General features: G+C 31.5%; 17 protein-coding genes and 1 CRISPR repeat array. Of the genes, 6 read left to right on the forward strand and 11 right to left on the reverse strand.

Annotated features, from left to right (window positions below):
- The first annotated feature begins 254 nt into the window (after positions 1–254).
- A CRISPR array of direct repeats spans positions 255–1,384; the repeat unit is 30 nt; unit sequence ATTAAAATCAGCACGGATCGTGATGGAAAC.
- A gap of 180 nt (positions 1,385–1,564) precedes the next feature.
- The 3 genes from METVU_RS03880 to yjjX form a co-directional block, all read right to left on the reverse strand.
- Entirely contained in the window at positions 1,565–2,218 is a 654-nt protein-coding gene (locus METVU_RS03880) for a hypothetical protein (RefSeq protein WP_015732871.1), read from the reverse strand.
- The gene (locus tag METVU_RS03885; protein ID WP_015732872.1) at positions 2,215–2,823 is read right to left on the reverse strand and encodes a S24/S26 family peptidase; all 609 of its coding nucleotides are present in this window, start codon (positions 2,821–2,823) and stop codon (positions 2,215–2,217) included. The genes METVU_RS03880 and METVU_RS03885 overlap by 4 nt, the downstream gene beginning before the upstream one ends.
- Positions 2,824–3,096: 273 nt before the next feature.
- Positions 3,097–3,750: an inosine/xanthosine triphosphatase gene (gene yjjX / locus METVU_RS03890; protein ID WP_015732873.1), complete on the reverse strand. Its 654-nt coding sequence runs from the start codon at positions 3,748–3,750 to the stop codon at positions 3,097–3,099.
- A gap of 388 nt (positions 3,751–4,138) precedes the next feature.
- Between yjjX and infB the strand changes: the two genes are divergently transcribed.
- Complete coding sequence (infB, locus tag METVU_RS03895; RefSeq protein ID WP_015732874.1) at positions 4,139–6,511, forward strand: intein-containing translation initiation factor aIF-2; 2,373 nt, start codon at positions 4,139–4,141, stop codon at positions 6,509–6,511.
- A gap of 203 nt (positions 6,512–6,714) precedes the next feature.
- On the opposite strand, the gene fwdC is transcribed toward infB, so the two are convergent.
- The 7 genes from fwdC to METVU_RS03930 form a co-directional block, all read right to left on the reverse strand.
- Positions 6,715–7,536 carry a tungsten-dependent formylmethanofuran dehydrogenase subunit FwdC gene (fwdC, locus tag METVU_RS03900; RefSeq protein ID WP_015732875.1) on the reverse strand — a complete coding sequence of 274 codons (822 nt, stop codon included), beginning with the start codon at positions 7,534–7,536 and terminating at the stop codon, positions 6,715–6,717.
- A 64-nt stretch (positions 7,537–7,600) separates the two neighbouring features.
- On the reverse strand, positions 7,601–7,855 hold the full coding sequence (locus METVU_RS03905) for a heavy metal-binding domain-containing protein (protein ID WP_015732876.1): 255 nt from the start codon (positions 7,853–7,855) through the stop codon (positions 7,601–7,603).
- 127 nt (positions 7,856–7,982) lie between these two features.
- Positions 7,983–9,686 carry a tungsten-dependent formylmethanofuran dehydrogenase subunit FwdA gene (gene fwdA / locus METVU_RS03910; RefSeq protein ID WP_015732877.1) on the reverse strand — a complete coding sequence of 568 codons (1,704 nt, stop codon included), beginning with the start codon at positions 9,684–9,686 and terminating at the stop codon, positions 7,983–7,985.
- Positions 9,687–9,751: 65 nt separating this feature from the next.
- On the reverse strand, positions 9,752–10,153 hold the full coding sequence (gene fwdD, locus METVU_RS03915; RefSeq protein ID WP_015732878.1) for a tungsten-dependent formylmethanofuran dehydrogenase subunit FwdD: 402 nt from the start codon (positions 10,151–10,153) through the stop codon (positions 9,752–9,754).
- A 103-nt stretch (positions 10,154–10,256) separates the two neighbouring features.
- Positions 10,257–10,505: a 4Fe-4S binding protein gene (locus METVU_RS03920; RefSeq protein WP_015732879.1), complete on the reverse strand. Its 249-nt coding sequence runs from the start codon at positions 10,503–10,505 to the stop codon at positions 10,257–10,259.
- Positions 10,506–10,638: 133 nt separating this feature from the next.
- Entirely contained in the window at positions 10,639–11,709 is a 1,071-nt protein-coding gene (fwdF, locus tag METVU_RS03925) for a tungsten-dependent formylmethanofuran dehydrogenase subunit FwdF (RefSeq protein ID WP_015732880.1), read from the reverse strand.
- A gap of 2 nt (positions 11,710–11,711) precedes the next feature.
- A complete protein-coding gene (locus METVU_RS03930) occupies positions 11,712–12,152 on the reverse strand; it encodes a 4Fe-4S binding protein (protein ID WP_048196784.1) in 441 nt (146 codons plus the stop codon).
- Positions 12,153–12,397: 245 nt separating this feature from the next.
- On the opposite strand from METVU_RS03930, the gene METVU_RS03935 reads away from it, so the two are divergent.
- Entirely contained in the window at positions 12,398–13,342 is a 945-nt protein-coding gene (locus METVU_RS03935; RefSeq protein WP_015732882.1) for a transcriptional regulator, read from the forward strand.
- A gap of 25 nt (positions 13,343–13,367) precedes the next feature.
- Here METVU_RS03935 and METVU_RS03940 read toward each other — a convergent pair whose 3' ends face one another.
- Positions 13,368–14,213, reverse strand: coding sequence for a protein translocase subunit SecF (locus tag METVU_RS03940; RefSeq protein ID WP_015732883.1), 846 nt, complete (start codon positions 14,211–14,213; stop codon positions 13,368–13,370).
- A gap of 262 nt (positions 14,214–14,475) precedes the next feature.
- Here METVU_RS03940 and METVU_RS03945 point away from each other — a divergent pair, with 262 nt between their 5' ends.
- The 4 genes from METVU_RS03945 to METVU_RS03960 all read left to right on the forward strand — a co-directional run bounded on the left by METVU_RS03945 (position 14,476) and on the right by METVU_RS03960 (position 19,254).
- Positions 14,476–15,834, forward strand: a complete 1,359-nt coding sequence (locus METVU_RS03945) for a DUF7343 domain-containing protein (protein ID WP_015732884.1) — start codon at positions 14,476–14,478, stop codon at positions 15,832–15,834.
- A gap of 183 nt (positions 15,835–16,017) precedes the next feature.
- On the forward strand, positions 16,018–17,241 hold the full coding sequence (locus tag METVU_RS03950) for an MJ1255/VC2487 family glycosyltransferase (RefSeq protein ID WP_015732886.1): 1,224 nt from the start codon (positions 16,018–16,020) through the stop codon (positions 17,239–17,241).
- A gap of 40 nt (positions 17,242–17,281) precedes the next feature.
- Positions 17,282–18,208, forward strand: a complete 927-nt coding sequence (cofD, locus tag METVU_RS03955) for a 2-phospho-L-lactate transferase (protein ID WP_015732887.1) — start codon at positions 17,282–17,284, stop codon at positions 18,206–18,208.
- A complete protein-coding gene (locus tag METVU_RS03960) occupies positions 18,205–19,254 on the forward strand; it encodes a THUMP domain-containing protein (protein ID WP_015732888.1) in 1,050 nt (349 codons plus the stop codon). The genes cofD and METVU_RS03960 overlap by 4 nt, the downstream gene beginning before the upstream one ends.
- Positions 19,255–19,325: the final 71 nt, after the last annotated feature.

Raw genomic sequence — 19,325 nt, forward strand, 5'->3', positions numbered from 1 at the left:
TATATTTGGATGCTTTTATTTATGGAGTTTTTTTAGAGTTTTTAGTTATTTATAGTTGTTTTTAGAGATCCATGGTTGATTAATTATATTTTATGTTTTTGTTTTCTATTTATTGTTATTTTTTAAATAAAAGTTTGAATTGTTTTGTTAAAAGGTTTATAAAGAAAAGGGGTTATCTATGGGTAGAAATTTTATAGTGTAGAAAAATATAAATATCAGTAAAAATATTATAATGAAATAAGAAAAATTACCTTATTAAAATCAGCACGGATCGTGATGGAAACACATATTGTATTGGAAAAGATGAAATAGAAACAAATGCTGAATTAAAATCAGCACGGATCGTGATGGAAACATATATTGTCTAACTGTTTTATTCAACTTATCAATATCAATTAAAATCAGCACGGATCGTGATGGAAACTTTTTAACATATTTAGATACAGTAGCTAATATCCATTAAAATCAGCACGGATCGTGATGGAAACAAACTTTTTTGGCTTGTTTTATAACCAACTCCATTATTAAAATCAGCACGGATCGTGATGGAAACAAGTTCATTATATCTCTGAACTGCACTTTACTGGCTATTAAAATCAGCACGGATCGTGATGGAAACTACGGTTCTATCACATAATACATATTCAATGTTTGATAAAAATTAAAATCAGCACGGATCGTGATGGAAACATACATCACAGGAGTAGAATTTAGTAAAGCAGATAGATCATTAATTAAAATCAGCACGGATCGTGATGGAAACCACATTTTACACAAGTGTATGTTTTTCCTGCCCCTGCACTTCCTATTAAAATCAGCACGGATCGTGATGGAAACTTACATATACTTCGTTCAATCGGGGCTCGTGCCCCATCACAATGATTAAAATCAGCACGGATCGTGATGGAAACTCCCTACGAGGGCTGATTTTAACTAAAAAAAAATTAAAAATTAAAATCAGCACGGATCGTGATGGAAACACATAGAACAGATTAAAATAAGTGATTTAAAAAGGAAGATTAAAATCAGCACGGATCGTGATGGAAACACATAGAACAGATTAAAATAAGTGATTTAAAAAGGAAGATTAAAATCAGCACGGATCGTGATGGAAACACATAGAACAGATTAAAATAAGTGATTTAAAAAGGAAGATTAAAATCAGCACGGATCGTGATGGAAACACATAGAACAGATTAAAATAAGTGATTTAAAAAGGAAGATTAAAATCAGCACGGATCGTGATGGAAACAAGGGTTCCCCGTCAAAGTCGTTGGAGACAACAGCATTAAAATCAGCACGGATCGTGATGGAAACTTAAAATAAACGATCCATTTGGTTGGGGTTCGAATAAATTAAAATCAGCACAGGTTGTGATGGAAAGAATTTTACTGGTATAAACTCAACTTCTGTTTCAGAGGTAAAATAACCTACGTTTTGTGATAGAATCAGGAAAAAAGTTATAATTTTTAAATATTAAATTTTATACTTATTAAAATCAGATCTTGGATATTAATTTCTATCAAAAGAATAAAAAAACTAAAAAAATTAATCATTATCTGGCTTAGTGAAAAGGTGTGGATAAGGTTGTATCTGATTGAGAGTTATTATTAAAGAACTGTCCTTTAAGCATTGCAATAACAAATCTTGTCTCGGCCTTATCGAGTTCTTTTAATGAATTTCCTTCAATTATGAATGTGTTGTTTACTTTCTTAATCATTGCTGGAGTATTGGTTTTTATAAACTCAATGATCATGGTTTTGTTATTGTGTTTTAAATACTCACTTTCATTTAGTTTTAACACAGTTATTGCCTTTTTTCCGTTAGAGAAGATACTTTTAACAGTAATATTATCTCCTGATCTGTTTAACTCTACAACAATATTGTGAGGATAAAACTGATTAAACCATTCTAATTTAGTTATAAAATCGATTATAGATATACCTCCCTCTTCTGGTTTTAAACTCATGTTTCCACAAATATAAATCAAAATTTTAGAGTGATAATAGTTGTATATCTCCTGATCCGTTGTATTTATTAGTTTTACATTCTCAGCTTCTCCAAGAGTAGCTCTTAAGGGAACCTCAATTGGAGTATTATTAACTTCGATTAATATACTTTTTTTTAGGTTTATATCTTTTGGATTTGTATTTAAACACATTGTAGCTGAAACTACAAGTAATATAATCCCGAATATCATAAAAAATAATTTTCTCATTCTCTCCCTCCTTTTAAATAATAGTAGAGGTAGTATATTACGAATAGTAATATCACTAAATACCAATATTCTTTTAACCATAGGGATATATAGCCAATATATGGAATAACTAATGGATGGCCATCGATCACCACAACTCTCTGTTTTATCTGATTTACAGAAACAAGTTCTGGATCATGTATTGGGTTATTATCTCCTTTTATTATAAAGTATTTTTCGTTATTATAATTTACTTCATCAATAACTCTGTGAATTACAGGAGTTGTTGGACTTTTGGGTGCGAATATTTCTAAAAGTTTGTATGTTCCTGTTTTTGCTTTTAGATCTCCTAAAAACTTTACTGAGATGTCTTTAACACTGCCTTCATTAAATATACATAGTGTTTTGTAAGGGTTTAAATTGAATCGATAGTATATATCATTTAAAAGATATTGATAACTTGGCCAGTGAGCTTTATACACAACAATGTCTCCAACTTTAACGTCATTTGGGTTAAACTCAAAACCTGCATTCTCAACTACAACAAGATCTCCTCTTTCCATTAGAGGATACATACTGTTGGACACTACAACATTAACGTGGCTCCATATTAAAAACAAAACCACTAAGAAGATTGTCCACTCAACTATATCTCTTTTTTTAATTTTATTAAGATTTAGTTCGATAATTCCACCCCAAAAAGAATGAGTTTATTGATTATCTAAATTTTAACTACTAATTTAACTATTTACCAATTAATTTTAATGGTTTTATAGTAGGTAGTTTTATATTATAATCTTGTAATTTAGTATTTTTATCTTATTTTTATTTTTATCTTTAATTCAAAGGTTCCATTTTGTTTTTAATTTTTAATTTTTAATTCATTATTTTATTTAATCTTAATATAATGGTAGATTTTTCCCCATCCTGGGAATTAAAGCCATAATTACACTTTCCCTACAAAGATCTTTTCTTGTTATGTTTGCATCTGTTAAATATCCAATTAACCCAATATTTTTTCCAATATCTTTGATTTTAGATATTTTCTCAGCAATTATTCCTCCTTCTACTCCTTTTAGCACATTTTCATATACGATCTTTGGATATTCAAAACCTTGGGAGATCCCAACTGTATCTCTAACTCCATCATAAACTACACAAACGTGAACATCAACCCAATGATTACCTATCTTTACCATTCCTGCCTCTATACCAACAGAATATGTGCATTGAATAGTTTCAAAAGCATTTTTGGCTCTATTGTATGCTCCCAAATACGTCTCCTCCAAGCCGATGGGATGAGATGAGACACCACTCTCAACATCCACACCTACAACTTCAACAGTCCCTAACACTCTTTCGAATCCCTCTCGAACTGCTTCCAACTTAACTGGATTTTTAGAACCAACACTTACGATCCTTGATTTATGACGAGCCATGCTTAAACTTTTTGCTTTTTTAAAACAATCCTCATCATCACATAGAAATTTTCCGAATAAGAAAATTTTAGCATCTTTTCCACAAATCTCGCATTTTTTTCCATTTAAATCCATAATATCCCTTAAAAAATTATTCTTTTATCGGATCTGAAAGTTAAGTATTTTCATTTAGTTTGTATTAAATAAAGTATATATAAGTTAAGCATCAAATAAGAAACTCACAAGACAGTTTGATATATTAATTGTATTATTAAACAACTTTCTAATAGATCTTCTTTAAACGATTGTTCTTCTCCCTATTAAGAAATTAAATTTAAAAAGAATATGAGTAATAAACAAATTACTTCAGTATTTTTAGTAGTTATGATAATTAAAATCAGTTAAAAACCAAATAAAACATAAAAAACAAAAAAACAAATAAAAAAGGACATGGACCTTTAAAAATTGTAATAAACATTTGATTAAGTTATTAATAAGCTATGGAAAGATATAGAGGGATACTATGGCTAAAAAGAAAAATAAAACAAAAAAAGATGAAAAATCTCAAAATCTTAGATGTCCAATTGTTTGTGTGCTGGGACATGTAGATCATGGAAAGTGTTTAATACCAAGTGAAAGTGTGTTAACTGAATTTGGAAAAATAGCAATAAAAGATCTCTTTGATAAAGGAACAACAATAGTTAAAAAAGATGAGAATACTGAGGTAAAAGAACTAAATATTAAAGTTTTTGGAGTAGGAAAAGAGGGATTATCTCAAATAACCGCAACCCATGTGTGGAGATTGAAACATTGCGGAAAAATGATAAAAGTGTTATTAAATAACAATCTTGAGATAACAACAACTCCTGAACATCCTTTCCTGACAAACTTAGGATGGTTGCCTGCTGAGGAATTAAGAATCGGATTAAAAGTTGCAATACCCGATGTTAATAATAAAGAAATAAAAATAGAAGAGAATAAAGATTTAATAGTTGGGAAGTTATTACTTGGAATAGACGAGGATGAAATTCCAGATCTTAAAAATCTGAAATTTGTGGAGATTAAGAATATTGAAAAGATAAACTATGACGGTTATGTATACGATCTAACTACAACTACTCATAATTTTATCGCAAATGGCATTTTAGTCCATAACACCACACTGCTCGACAAGATAAGACAGACAAGAGTTGCAAAAAGAGAAGCAGGAGGGATAACCCAACATATTGGAGCGAGTGAGATTCCAATAGAAGTTATAAACCAACTTTGTGGAGATCTGCTAAAAACGTTAAAGGCAGATTTAAAAATCCCAGGACTTTTGGTTATAGATACTCCCGGGCATGAAGCATTCACCTCATTAAGAAAAAGAGGAGGATCTCTGGCAGATATTGCGATATTGGTTGTAGATATTAACGAGGGCTTTAAACCGCAAACAGTTGAGGCAGTTAATATATTAAAACAATGTAAAACACCGTTTGTCGTTGCAGCAAATAAAATCGACTTAATTCCTGGATGGAACTCTAAAAATGTTCCATTTATCCTAAACTTTAATGAAAAAAGCCAGCATCCAAATGCATTAACAGAATTTGAAATAAGATTGTATGAAAATATAATAAAACCATTAAATGAGCTTGGATTTGAAGCGGATCTCTATTCAAGAGTTCAAGACGTAACAAAAACCGTTTGTATAATTCCTGTTTCGGCAATTACTGGAGAGGGTATTCCTGATTTACTTATGATGGTTGCGGGTTTGGCTCAGAAATTTTTAGAGGAGAGGTTAAAACTTAATGTTGATGGTTATGCAAAAGGAACGATATTAGAAGTTAAAGAAGAAAAAGGTCTTGGAACGACAATTGATGCGATAATATATGACGGTATTGCAAGAAGAGGGGACTATTTAGTTGTAGGATTACCAAACGATGTTCTTATCACAAAGGTAAAAGCACTGCTAAAACCAAAACCGTTAGACGAAATGAGAGATCCAAGAGATAAATTTAAACCAGTGAATGAAATTGTCGCAGCTGCTGGAGTTAAGATAGCCGCTCCTGACTTAGATAAAGTTATTGCGGGCTGTCCAATAAGGATCGTGCCAAAAGAAAAGATAGAGGAAGCAAAAGAAGAGGTTGTAAAAGAAGTTGAAGAGGCAAAGATAGAGGTTGATGATGAAGGAATCCTAATAAAGGCAGATACTCTCGGATCTTTGGAAGCGTTGGCTAATGAGTTAAGAAAGGCAGGGGTTAAAATTAAGAAAGCAGAGGTTGGGGATATAACTAAAAAAGACGTGATTGAGGTTGCATCATACAAGCAAACAAATCCTTTAAATGGTGCAATAGTTGCATTCAACGTGAAAATACTGCCAGAGGCACAGAAAGAGATAGAAAAATATGGAATAAAGGTATTTTCAAACAATATACTATATAAGTTAGTTGAGGACTTTACAGAGTGGATTAAGAAAGAAGAGGAGAAGATGAAATATGAGGAATTTGAAAAATTAATTAAACCAGCGATTGTGAAAATCCTTCCAGAATGTATATTTAGGCAGAAAGATCCTGCAATCTGCGGAGTTGAAGTTCAATATGGGACTTTAAAAGTTGGCTACCCCCTAATGAGGGAGGATGGAATGCTGCTCGGGTATGTTAAAGAAATAAAAGATAAAGGAGAGAATGTAAAGGAAGCAAAAGCAGGAAAGGCAGTTTCTATCTCCATAGATGGAAAGGTTGTGTTAAAGAGGCATGTTGATGAAGGTGACTATATGTATGTGGCAGTTCCAGAGAGTCATGTTAGAGAACTCTATCACAAATACATGGATAAGTTGAGACCTGATGAAAAAGAGGCGTTGTTAACATATATGGAGTTAATGCAAAAATTAACAAATAATATCTTCTGGGGACGATAATGAAAAGGTCTCAATTATATATTTTTTAATTTAAGCTTTCTTTTTGATTTTCTTAATTCTTTTTTATAAATTTTCTAACGGATTTTAAATTTAAAATTAAATATGCTAAATAAACTAAAAAAAGACAAAAAATTTAACAAAACTTAAAAAATGAAATTTATTAAAATAAAATTTTATTGTTTGTTAATTAATGGTATTATCAATTAGATCAAGTGAGGATTGTTTTCTACAGAGATGTAGAGTTGCCCTTTTGGCTTGTTATGGACGTAATCTCCAATAAATTTATAGAACGTTCCCTCAATTGGGGTTCCTTCATCTTTTTTACTTAACTTTATAACTGGATTTTCAACTATTCCCTCATATTTAAATGATGGTAAGACCTCATCAACTTTTCCATAAACAACGATTGCTCCTGCCTTCATTTCTCCTCCAACTCTCACGTCAACGTCTCCATCAATAATAATTATTCCACCATTTTGGTGAATTCCAGCCATTATTCCAACATTCCCCTTTATATGAATGAGTCCTTTTCTCATAAACTCTCCAATCTCGTTTCCAGCATTTCCTTCAACTATGATCTTTCCACCACTCATTCCCCTCCAGTCCCCTCTGTATGCAGATCCGACATAATCTCTGGCACTTCCTTTTATTAAGAGTTCTCCCCCTTTCATATTTTGCCCGGCCCAACTATCTGCATTTCCATTGACGATTATTTTACCTCCCTTCATCTCAGCTCCAACATACATTCCTACATCTCCTTCAACTATAACTTCCCCTTTTGTCATCTTTGAACCTACATACTTTAATTTATTGTTGGAGTTTTTAATCACAACTCTTGGCTCTCCCTCTATCTCATTCAACTCCACATCAAAAAGATCTCCAACTTTAACTCTCTTTCTTCCTTGAACTAACTCTAAGTTTTTTATTTCCTCCAAACTTAAATTTTCTATAACATTTGGTATAACTTTGTCCATCTCCACAGGAACGATTATATCTTTTTGGAGAGTCAATATCAACTCTTTCATGCCATCACCATTATTTTTTTAATATTTTTTATGATAAGATTTTTTATTCTATATTTGGCTTTTATTAATACCTTTTAACGATAACTGCCGTTCCATATGCATAATATGTCAACTCCGGAACGGAATAATTTTCATTTGAGATCTCAGCAGTTAATTCATTCGATATTCTTATTCCAATAACAGCGTTTGCACCCATATTTTTGGCAATATCAATTAAATCTTCTAATGCATCCTCTGGATCGTCTCCATAGCCAATAATAACCCCTAAATACTCGACTATTTTAAATCCATCTAATGTATCTGTTGTAGATGTTATCATTCTCAATCACAACAATAATTTTGAAAGATATTTAAGGTCTAAGGAAGATTTAAAGGTAGTTTAAGGGGATAATCCAAAAAGTTAATAACGTTAGTTTTTCAGTTTTAATTGTCTTAATATTAAGTTTTTAATTTATATCTGTTGCATCGATCTTTATAACTCTCCAACTATTTGCATATTTATCAGAGACAGGATAGTTGTCAATATTGACAGAGTAGTATCTTCTAAACTTCTCTTCCACATCCTTTAATACTTCATTCATTAAATCCTCTCCAACTTGGACATCAACATATATTGTGTCTCCAAAGATCTGTTTAACAATATTTCCATCTTTAACTACCACATCTCCTCCTTTCAAGACATATTTTGCATATCTAAATGCTTTTTCAATTTTCTTACCATCTTTCTCTTCTGGATCTATTGCATATATTGCTATATCTGCCTCAGCTCCAACTCCCAAGTGTCCTTTTGTCTCACTTAATCCTAAAACCTTGGCTTGATTAGCCCTTGTTATTTTTGCGATTTCATATAGATCATATTCTTTATCTGCATCCGCTACATGACTTCTCTGCTGTGCCCACTTGTGAACTTTGTTGTATAACCACTCATCCCTATACTTTTTACTCATTAACCATGCAATAACTCTCGGGTATCTAATAAATGGCCCAGCATTTGGGTGATCTGTGGTTAATAAAACCTTATCTGTATTGGTGTGTAGGAAGAGTTCCAAACCAATTGCCCACTGAACTGCATAGACAGGTCCTTTTGGACTGTAAATGAAAGGAACAACTCCAGAACCTGTTTCAAGTTCAACATCACAGTTTGCCCACTTTAATCCATTAGTCATGTGTAGATCGTATTCCATTGGGCCATCAGCAGTCATTGTAGTGGTTTCATCTAATGTGATCTGCCCTACATCAATAACCACATGTTTTGATTTGTTTACATATTCTGCAATTTCTATTGCCTTACTTTCAAAGTCCTTCCATGAGGTTCCTCCATAGGAGTGGAATTGACAATGGGTGTTGTAGTAGGATGTTTCCCTCTCTCCAACTCTTGGTTTTGCCTCTATTCCCTCAACACACTTCATTGTCTCTAATGTTGTCTCCCAGTTTCCAGGATGTCCCAAGTTGTTTGGATGGACGTGGATTGAGTGAGGTAAACCAAGCATCTCGTTAACTTCTGCTAAACCTCTAACGATCTCTCTTGGTGTTATATCGAAGTATGGGACTGGATCATCTAAGCTGTGAACGTTTTTACCCCAACCCCATGCCTCTGTTCCTCCAGGGTTAACGATCTTTATTGCAAAACCTCTTGTTGCCTTTAACAGCCAAGCAACATATGCAGCACATGCCTTAATATCACCCTCTTTTAAATATTCCATAACCATCCAGTTATTTCCAAATAATGGCATTGCTGCTTTGTCTATCTGTGGGGTTTCTATAAACTCTTCGTGTGTGTGTCTTGCAATTAGTGGAGGCATTGCTGCCTCAACAACCATCGTATATCCCATTTCTGAATATTGATAACCTGTTTTGTATGTAGATGGAACTGAAAATCCAGTTCCAGTTCTTAATCCCTTTTTGGCATAGATGTCTTTTACACTATCTTCTGGTCTAAATATCCTTCCTACGTTAACTTTTGCTCCTGCAAGGTGGCTGTGAGAGTCAACTCCTCCGGGCATTACTACACAGTTGGAAGCATCAATAATCTTTGCGTTGTCAGAAACGCTCTCAACGATCTTTCCATCTTTAACACATATGTCCATTTTTTCTCCATTAACACCATTTAAAGGATCGTAGACGATTCCATTTTTAATAATGTATTCCATCCTATCACCGTTTTAATTTTAAACTATTTTAAATTAATTTAATATTATTAATAGGAATTGCTCAATTATTCTCCCGTTTCTATGTATTTTTTCCTCATTAAAGCCCTCATATCTAAAAGTTCTTCATCTGTTTTCTCTACTTCAACATAAAATCCAGGATAGCCCTTAAATGTTGGCATTCCAGTGCTGTGTGTATCTGGCTTAACAACACAGTTTGCCCAAGGTCCCATCGGGATATATATCATCCCTTCAGGCATTCTTTCTGTTGCTTTTTTCACATGAACCACAACTTCTCCGTATTCGGACTTAACTTTAACTTTATCTCCTTCTTCAACTCCAAGTTTTTCCATATCTTCTTCATTGATATAAACAACACCTGCTGCTTTTACATACATATCCAAGTTTTTTCCGGCCTCCATTGCCTCTCCTTGCCATATTGTCCTTCCAGTGTTTAAAAAGAACTTCATTTTATCACCGAACTATGATTTATTGTTAAATGACTCCTTTTTGTATTTTCATCCCTTTTTGTCATGTTTTTTATTAATTTTTTAAGTTTTTATTATTTGCTAATTATTTTCTTTTAAAAACGAGTTCTATTGCCCCTACTGGACATGCCTCTATGCACGCTCCACAACCACCACAAAGATCTTTGTTAATTATTGCAACAGCTCCATTTTCTACTCTAATAACAACATCATCACTGTAAGGACCCTTACCTCCCCATGTTTCTGGATTTTTAGCGTTTACTGGACAAGCTATTACGCAATTACCACATCCGTGGCACTTTTCTCGATAAACAACCAATTCATAAGCTTTCATTTCCTCACCTTCTAATGTTGATTATATTTAGTTTCATTATATTTTTATATTTTTATGTTTAGTTAAATTTATTTAATTTTGTTAGGTTATATTAAACCCATTTTACTTTTTTAAATGCTTATTTTAGCAGATTTTACTGATTCATAAGTTTTTTAAATGCTTCCTTCCATGCAATTGCTACCGGTTCTCTTTCGAAGTTTATTTCAGTTCTTTTAACTTTTATTGCGTTAATTGGGCATGCCTTACTACAAGCTCCACACAAAACACATAGATTTTGATTTATTATGAGTCGTGGCACTTTTTCTGCCTTGTCTTTTGGCATTGGGAATTCTAACGCACCACACGGACAGATAGCTACACAAGCTCCACAGGCGTTGCAGGCATCAACATCAATTATAACTTCTCCTTTGAATGGTTTTTCAACCTCTATCGCTTCTGCTGGGCAAATAAAGGCACACCATCCACAGGTTACGCAGGCATCCTTATCAACAACTGTTTTTCCGTTAATGTCTTTATATAATTCTGCTTTTGGTATTCTTTTCATCATTGGACATTTGTAGCAAATAACCTCTATTGCATTGTGCGGACAAACAAATTCACAAACTTTACAGTATACGCATTTATCTGAGTTAACTTCTATATCTGTTATTGGTTTTGGGTTTGATGGCGTTGGATAGCAGTATTTTAGGTCTATGGCATCAGCAGGACAGTAATCAGCACAGATTCCACACAAAACACATTTCTCCTTGTTTATGTTTACTTCTCCAATAACAAACTTACTTCTCTCAGCCAGTGTTTTTTCAACTTCTATTGCTGATTGTGGACAAACCATTTCACACTGCTCACACAAGACACACTTATCCTGTGAAATTTTAATATCTCTTTTTATCTTTGGGTATCTTTCATCTTCTTTTATTGATTTTCCATTTATTTTCAAATCCATTGCATTAAAAGGACATGCTGATGCACACATTCCACACAAAACACACTTTTCTTCATCAATATCCAATTTTGGGGCAATAATATCCCCTTTTGCAATAGCTCCAAGAGGACCCATTGCTATTGCTTCAACAGGACATATGTCTGCACATATTCCACAACCAACACATGGTTCATCATTCCATAAAAGTTCTCTTGTTTCTATCTTTCCATCTCTATATATCCTAAATCCGTTTTCGAATGTTTCTTTTACTTGCTCGATCATGGTTATTCCTCCTTAACAAATTTTAGCGAGTTAGTAGGACATTGAAGAGTGCATGAACCGCAGAGATAACAGGAGTTTTCATCTATCTTTAACTTAAAGTTATCCAGTGTGAGTGCTACACACACAAGACATGAACCGCAAGCGATACATGACTTTTCATTCCATATGAGTTTTACACCATATAATTCTTTTATTAAGTTTTTTGCAAGGTTTTTATCATCTGTTAATGAATGGATCAACTTTGATCCATAATTCGGAGGAAGATCTTCTATTGTTTTAGCAACATTTAAGATTTTCCTCTTTGGATACCTTCCAGAAAGATAATGAGAAACGATAGACCTATCGCTTTTAATAATCTTTGCTATTTCTCTTTGAATCATTCCTTTTCTTCTTAGTTTCATTGCAACTATTGCCTTTATCCCTGAAAGAATATGCTCTGGCATTGTCTCACATGACATTATTGATGTTATTTTACAATTATTATATATAGGGTATGTATAAAATCCAAGTAGAAACTAATATATATTGCTGTGAGCATTGCTCACTTTTTAATGACATTCTAAAAATAGGAATAAAAGTTCCTATTTTGGAAGACAACCTTTATATTGGTAAATTATATTAATATATCATTGACCATAAAAAATAAATATCACGATGATTTAGATTAGAAGAATTTACGGTGATCAGTATGAGAGAGATATTAATATCTGAATGTATAGAATTATTAAGGGCTCATAAGTTTATTGTTTCAAAACCACTGGGAAGAAGTTGTTTTGATATGGTTGCAAGTAAGGAAGATATTCGACTTATTTTAAAAATATTAAAAAATATAGACAGTTTAAGTAAAGATCAGTCAAAAGAATTAAAAAAGATCAGCAAGATACTTCATGGAACTCCTTTAATAATTGGAATAAGGACAAGAAACGCTCCAATGGAGCACGGAGTTGTTTATGATCGATATAATATAAAGGCAGTTACTTTTGAGACATTTAGGGATTATTTAGAGGGAAGTCCGCCCATGGTTTATGCAAATAGAGGAGGATTTTTTGTAAAGATAGATGGAAATGTATTAAAAGAGGTTAGAGAGTCGATGGGCATTTCGGTTGGGAAACTTGCAGAGGTTGCAGGTGTTTCAAGAAAGGCAATATACAAATATGAAACGCAGATGGCTAATCCATCAGTAGATGTAGCTATTAAAATAGAGGAATTTTTAGATGTCCCACTGGTTAGGGGCATAGATCTGTTTGAGCCCGTTGAAGACGAGGATGTTGAGAACAAATTAGAAAATTTAGAGGATTTTAAAAAGGAAGCAATAAATTTTTTAAATGACCTGGGATTTAAATCGTTCGTTGTTGAGAAAGCACCTTTCGATGCTGTGGCAGAAAAAGATACCGAAAAAGATATGAATATTCTACTAACCAACATAGAGGAAAAAAGTAGTGAGGAAGTAAAGAGAAAGGCACTTTTTGTTAGAGAACTTTCTAAAATGTTGGATGGATATTCTCTCCTAATATTAGAAGAAAAAGAAAAAGAATACAAAAATTTACCGGTTATTAGTTTAAATGAATTAAAAAAGATGGATGATGCTCTTGAATTGATAGAGCATATAAAGTCCATGTTAAAATCATTTTAAAATTTGATTCAGTTTTTTACTGTTCTTATTTTGACTTTTTATATTCTGTTATGTAATATTTTAATATTCCAGCGTTTAATAGCCAAGTATTTAAAATATCCGCAACTAATGCTAAAATTAGAACGGTAGCAATGTTTGCCAGTATCTCTGCTACTGGGATGAATAACTTCACTACAATCAGTAGGATAAGCATTGCAGTTATTGTTGTTAAAGTCATAGTTAATCCTGTCTTCATTGCTTCTTTTACTGTTTCATCAAAACTCTTTGTTAATCGTTTTAAAACTCTTGTAGTTAATAAAATGTCTGAATCTACACTGTATCCGATAACCATTAAAAGTGCTGCAATAGTTGCAGACGAAAGTTCTATTTTCAGTAAACTCATTCCTCCCAATGCCATTATTATATCCGAGAGAGCGGAGAGGATTATAGCCCCACTTGGTACTGGACTTCTGAAATATAGGTAGACAACAATAGCCATAAACAAAAATGCAAACCCAACGGCTTTAAATCCTTCTTCAAAAAACTTTTTACTTAAAGTTGCTCCGATAGTTTTTTCTGAGTAATCCAACTTACTTAAACTATCCACATGAAAGAACTCCATAACCTTCTGTTTTACAAAATCAACATATTCATTTTTACATCTGATTACAATGTAATAACCATCCGCTGATTTAAGTTTTTTCACGGTTGCTTTTCCATCGAGCATTTCTTTTAATGGAGTAATATCAATATCTTTATTTACTTTTATCGTTATTTCAGTTCCTCCTGTTATATCTATACTTTTTGGAATCCCATTAACACCGATCAACACGATGGAGAGGATTAAAAGGCATAAAGGGATAGCTATCGATACTCTATAATCCTTTATCATCGTTCCAACCTCTTACTCTTTACATTATTTAAATTTAATTTAATCGCAATCGTTTATTTAATTACTTTATTCAATAGATCTTATCTATTACATTCGTTTGAAAATTATGTTATTATCTTTTTTAACATTATATCTTTTTTCTCTTAATTAGCTATTATAATGTTGTAATTTTTATGTTTCAAATTTTTTAACATTAAGTTGTTAGAGAACTTTAAGATAAATTTTTATATAAAAACAGTTGTTATATAGATACAAATACTTTATGGTCAAGGTGATATTCATCAAACCAAGAGATGCGGTTATTTTTTTATTGTTATTGTTTGTAGCGATCAACGCATCTTCCTCGTATGTAATTAAAAATCTAAATATTGACTGCATTGTTAATCCTGATGATACAATAAATGAGACAATAAAATTTGTGGTATACAACAACGAGGACAGAAATCTTACTGAAATATCGTATACAATCCCTCAATCAATAAAAAATTTTACAATAACATCATCTAACGGGGTTAAAGGATACAGTGCACTATACAACGAAGGGGTTACAGAACTTGATATAGAGTTTAATAAACCATTGTCAAAAGGGGACTCAACAAATATAACAATAAATTGTATAGTTAGAGATGCAATATGGACTAAAAATGGAATTAAACAACTGATAATGAGCTTTCCAATATCATCAAACAAGGCAGAGATAAAGATCGTTCTTCCACCTGGAGCGGTTATTCTTTCTCCAGAGGGAAATCTACTCGTCACCCCTTCAGGATATAAAATAACAACAGATGGAAAGCATCAAATAATTATATGGGATCTTTCACTAAATAAAGAAATAACCTTTACAATAACGGTAAAATACACCTTCATATCCTACCCTACACATAACATTATAGAACATCCACTTGTTAATGAGAATTTGAAATATTTGTTGATAGTAGTTGTTATAGGGGCGGTTATATTTGCGGGATTGTTTATAAGGGAAAGAAAACTTAGAAAAAATAATATAAAAAAGTTAGATGATTTAAATAATGAGATAGCATCTTTAAAAAATACTCTAAGTGAAAAAGAAAACCAACTTAAAGAAAAAGAAATACAATTAAATGAAAAAATAGATGAAATCAGAAAATTAGTGAGTAAAATAAAAGATCTTGAAGAAAAACTCGCAAGTGCAAGTAAAAATCTACTAAGTAAGGATGAGATAATAAATATCCTAAATGAGAAGATCGTTGATTATGAAAGTAAAATTCAGAGGTTATTGGAAGAAAACTCAACATACAAGGAAAAAATAAACGCCTTAACTAAACAGATCGAAGACCTAACAAGAGAAAATCAACATCTCAAAGAAAAAATTATAAATCTAAGTAATATTGCTAAAAAATACGTAGAAGAGAAGAAAGGTGTCTTGTGGGACTTTTTAACTGAGGACGAAAAGATAATAATAGATCTAATAAAAAAGCATGGGCATATTACACAAAAGGAGATTGTTGAGATGACTGGTATGAGTAAACCTAAGGTATCGAGAATAGTTTCGGAATTAGAAGATAGGAAAATCATAAGAAAAGAAAAGATAGGAAGAATAAATAAATTGACACTTACTGATGAAAGTAAAAAACTTCTATAAAAATTTAAAAATAAAAATTATGAAAAGTAAAAATAAAAATATAAATAAAGAAATTAAAATTAAAAAATTAAATAGAGGGATAATTTAAAAATATGATTTAAAAAATATATTAAACATTTAATAAACAATAAATACCTAATAAATTATATAAAATAAATTTAATAAAAGTGAATCTCGGGTGAGATGATGAAAAAAATACTGATTTCTGTATGTGGGGAGGGTTTTGGACATACAACCCGATGTATTGCGGTTGGAGAGGCGTTAAAAGATGACTATGAAATAGCTTACATTGCATACGGAAAAAGTAAAGATTTTATTGCTAAATACAACTATCCCGTGTTTGAGACATTCCCCGAGATTAAACTTAAAGGAAAAGATGGAAAGTTCGATATAAAATCGAGTATATTTAATAAAGAGTATAGCCCTAAAAAAGCGGTTAAAAAAGAGTTAAAAATTATAAAAGAATACAACCCCGATTTAGTGATTTCTGATTGTAAATATAGTACTGTTGTTGCAGCAAAACTTTTAAAAAAACCAGTTATGTGTATAAGCAATCAAAACTATACTCGATATAAATTAAAAACTGATTTAATTGTTTATCCAACGATGAAAGCCCTAAATATGATAAATGAAAGATGTGAAAAATTTATCGTTCCTGATTTTCCACTACCCTATACAATATGTGAATATAACTTAAAAATTATAAAAAATATGGAGTTTATAGGGCCATTAATACGATACGATATTGATTATTCAGATAACAACCAAAATAATACAGAAAAAGGCCACAATAAAGATTACAATGTTGATAATGATTACATACTCAGTGTTATAGGTGGTTTTGAATACAGATATAAAATACTGGAAAAACTTGGAAATATTGCATTAAAAAATGATTTGAAAGTTAAACTTGTCTGTGGAAGTTATGATGTGGCTAAGCGATTAAAAAGAGACCTGCATTTAACTACATATAAAAATGAAAATATAGAAATAATTCCAATAACAACAGATATGAAAGAACTCATTAAAAATGCTGAGTTTGTAGTATCTCATGGAGGACATTCCACAATAATGGAATCCCTATCTTTTGGAAAACCATTAATTGTGATTCCTGATTTAGATCATCCAGAACAGGGGAACAATGCAAAAAAAGTAAATGATTTAGGATGTGGAATACATCTCTCCTACAAAAATCTTGAAAAATTAGAGGAAGCAATATTTGATATAAGAAATTTAAAATTCTATAAAAGAAATGCACTAAAAATGAAAGAACTTGCACAAAAATATAACGGAAAGAAAAATATAAAAAAGATTGTAGATGAATTTTTCGAAACGAGAAAAAATTTAAGAAAATACTACTTAACCAACAAACTTATCAACAAATTTAGACCCAACATAAAATCCTAAAAAACTACTGAAAACTTTTAACTTCTTTAACGGTGAGATCGTGATTACAGTTCTATCCGGAGGAACAGGGACGCCAAAACTCTTGCAAGGGTTAAAAAGAGTAGTAGACAGTAAAAATCTTTCTATAATAGTTAATACTGGCGAAGATACTTGGATAGGAGATCTTTATCTTTCCCCTGATGTAGATACTGTTTTATATACACTTTCAGATTTAATAAATGAAGAAACATGGTATGGAGTAAAGGAGGATACTTTCTATACCTACAATCAATTAAAAATGCTTGGATTTGATGAGATTCTAAAAATAGGAGATAAAGACAGAGCATTAAAAATGCACAAAACATACTATTTGAGAAGAGGATACAAACTTTCAGAAGTTGTGGAAATGGAAAGGAAAGCATTAAATATCGATGCAAAAGTAATTCCAATGACAGATGATAAAGTTGAGACAAAAATACTTTCAAAAATTGAAGGAAAAGCCGATTTATTAAAATTTCACGACTTTTGGGTAAAAAGAAAAGGTGAAGTTGAAGTTTTAGATGTAATATATGAGAACTCGATATATGCGAAACCTTGCAGTGAAGCGATAAACGCAATAAAAAATAGTGAATTCGTTATAATTGGTCCCTCTAATCCAATAACATCAATAGGCCCAATTTTAAGTTTAGATGGAATAAAGGAAGAATTAAAACACAAAAAAGTTATTGTTGTATCTCCGATAGTAGGAAACTCAGCTGTTTCTGGACCTGCAGGAAAATTGATGAAAGTTAAAGGTTATGATGTTTCAGTTAAAGGGGTATATGAATATTACAAGGACATAATAGATGTTTTAGTTATTGACTCCAAAGATAAAGATATTTCAGGAGAAATTCCCTGTGAGGTTTTAATAACAAACACCATTATGAAAACAATAGACGATAAAATAAGATTAGCAAAAAATATAATAGAATTTTGTGGTTCTTTATGAGGCCGGTAGCATTGATCACCACAAAACCGGGATTCGAGCCAGAACTTAAAAAAGAAATTGAATCCCTTAAAATAAAGAAAAAGGTTGTATGGACACCATTTAGAGGATTACTAAAAGTATTATCTTACGATCCTAACAAATTTTTAAGAGAAGTAGAGTATAATAAGGAAGAACTTAAATTTTTATTTCGAGTAATTCCATTAGAAAAAGAGTGTGAGACAAATATAGAAAGCATAAAGAGGGCAGTTTTTTCTTTAATTGAAAAGAAAAAAGATAAAATAATTGGTAAATCTTTTGTTGTAAGATGCAACAGAAGAGGATCGCATTCATTTAAAAGTGAGGATATAGAAAGAGAAATTGGAAAATACATCTTAGATAAATTTAATAATTTAAATTTAAAAGTAAATTTAAAAAACTGGGATTTTAAAGTAAATATTGAAATCTTACAAGATGAATCTTACGTTTCAGTATTTACTGAGAGTTTTAAAGATATTTCAATACATAAAAACATACAAAACTTAGAAAAGTTAAAAAAGTATGAAGCGAGACCATTGAATAGATCAGAGAGAAAAATGCAGGAGTTAATAGAAAAGTTTCCAGAGTTGTTTATCGATCTTAATTGTGTGGTAGATATAGGCGCATCTCCAGGAGGTTGGGCTAAACTCTTATCTAAATTAGCAAAAAAGGTTTATGCGATAGATACCGGAGAATTAAAAGTTAAAAATGACAATATCATTCATATAAAAAAGAGGGCAGAATCTGTAAATTTTAAAGAGGATATTAACGAAGATATTGACCTAATAACTAATGATACTAATTTATATCCTATTGAATCGATTTTGTTAACACTAAGATTTGTAAACTATTTGAAATCAGGAGGTTATATTATCCACACAGTAAAAGCTGAGGACTATTCTAAAAAGAAATCCTCTTTGAGTGAAATTTTAGAGATATTGAACCGTAGATCAGATATTCACATATATAAGATAATTAATTTAAAGGCAAATACTAAAAATGAACTCACATTGATACTCAAAAAAGTGTAGCAAAAATATTATGGAATATTTCCGAAAAATATATATACTGCAAAATAGAAAATTGAAAATGTAAATTTCTG

Origin of the sequence: Methanocaldococcus vulcanius M7 (genome assembly GCF_000024625.1) — an archaeon.
Classification (GTDB): domain Archaea; phylum AGJL01; class Methanococci; order Methanococcales; family Methanocaldococcaceae; genus Methanocaldococcus; species Methanocaldococcus vulcanius.